This window comes from Ruegeria sp. AE4 (assembly GCF_056542185.1).
In genome coordinates this window covers 1-1459 of record NZ_JBQFZK010000049.1, presented here as the reverse complement: position 1 = coordinate 1459, position 1459 = coordinate 1, and the positions used below count along the sequence as shown (strand labels likewise).

The following is a 1459-nucleotide window of genomic DNA, read 5'->3' as shown; positions in this document are numbered from 1 at the left end:
AAATCTGACTCTGACGCGGGATGGAGCAGCCCGGTAGCTCGTCAGGCTCATAACCTGAAGGTCGCAGGTTCAAATCCTGCTCCCGCAACCAGCGTCACAGAACCGCCCGTAGCGCCAACGCTGCGGGCGTTCTGCTGTGTACTAAGAGCCAAAAGACCAGCCAACTCCCCAACGAGTTCTATGGTAAGCTGTCCGTCATTGGGCAGCAGTCGAATCTCGGACAACAATCCTCGAATGATGGATGTCGCTTCAGTCTTCGTCGCGGGGTTGTTCAACGCATCGCTCAAGTCCTCCACCTTTTCTTTATAGATGCCAGCGAGACCGGGATGTAAAAGAACGGGTCGCTCCTGAGACGAAGCGGATAATTCTGCTTCCAACTCTTCTTTGCGGGCTTCGAGATCGTCCATCTTCGCCTTCAAACTGGGATGGAACATCCCTTCTGTAATCGCATCAATAATCTTGCTGATTTGATTGGTGATCTTGGCTAGTTCTTGTTCGGTTTTGGCTTTGCACTTGGATATCTCGGCAGTCAGACGATTGAACTCTTTTTGGTACGCTGACACAAACTCGGAGATGAGGTCCGGATGCAGCAGTTGGTCCTTGAGGCCGGTGAGCACACGGGTTTCCAAATCTTCCCGCTTGATGGTCAGTCGGTTGTTGCAGGTGCCTTTGTTGCGAGAGTTGGCGCAACCAAAATGAGATTTTCCAACAATGGTGTAGCCCCCGTCGCAATCGCCGCACTTCAAGAGCCCAGAGAACAGATGTTTGGCGCGGTGTGCGCGTTCCGGGCGGTTGACACCGCTGCTGATGACAGCACTTCGGGTGGCTGTTTGACGGTCTTTGACTTGGGACCACAGGTTGTCGGAGATAATGCGAAGATTAGGTACGTCTTCAATGACCCATTCTTCGGGAGGGTTTGGTCGCGCTTGTCGCTTACCGGTTTTGGGGTCTTTTACAAAGCGTTGGCGGTTCCAGACGAGACGACCAATGTAGAGTTCGTTATTAAGAATGCCGGTGCCCCTCCGCCAGTTCCCGTAGATTGTGGACGCGCCCCAGCCTGCAATCCGAGGGCCAGAAACACCCTCGTTGTTCAATGCTCCTGCAATGGCTCGAGGACTGCTACCATTCGCGTAATCCTCAAACACGCGGCGAACAATGGCAGCTTGCTCTTCATTGATGGCTCGTTCGCCAGTGGACATCTGTCCGCCTGGGTTGAAATTACGTACGACGTCGTAGCCGTAGGTGATCCCACCGGCTGACTTGCCTTTGCGCACACGCCCCTCTAGTCCGCGATGGGTCTTTTGAGCCAGGTCCTTCAGGAACAGACTGCTCATGGTCCCCTTGAGGCCGATATGCAGTTCGGAAATCTCTGGACGTGTCGCGGTTTGCTGCCGCTCCTTTGATAGCATTTATTGCAGCAAAGGAGACGAACTATGGGACTGAAACGGACGGACGAATT

1 protein-coding gene and 1 tRNA gene are annotated in these 1459 nt (G+C 53.7%); one reads left to right on the top strand and one right to left on the bottom strand.

All coding sequences use genetic code 11. The annotated features are described in order from the left end of the window. Window positions 1–14 precede the first annotated feature (14 nt). Window positions 15–91, top strand: a tRNA-Met gene (locus ACR0EK_RS20285). Here the strand turns inward: ACR0EK_RS20285 and ACR0EK_RS20280 are convergent. Next, entirely contained in the window at window positions 48–1199 is a 1152-nt protein-coding gene (locus ACR0EK_RS20280) for a recombinase family protein (protein WP_480901169.1), read from the bottom strand. The two genes, ACR0EK_RS20285 and ACR0EK_RS20280, sit on opposite strands and share 44 nt — an antisense overlap. Between the last annotated feature and the right edge of the window lie 260 nt (window positions 1200–1459).

Bases quoted from the DNA above. Each gene is read 5' to 3' on its own strand.
- ACR0EK_RS20280 (WP_480901169.1), bottom strand. From the start codon at position 1,199: ATGTCCACTGGCGAACGAGCCATCAATGAAGAGCAAGCTGCCATTGTT.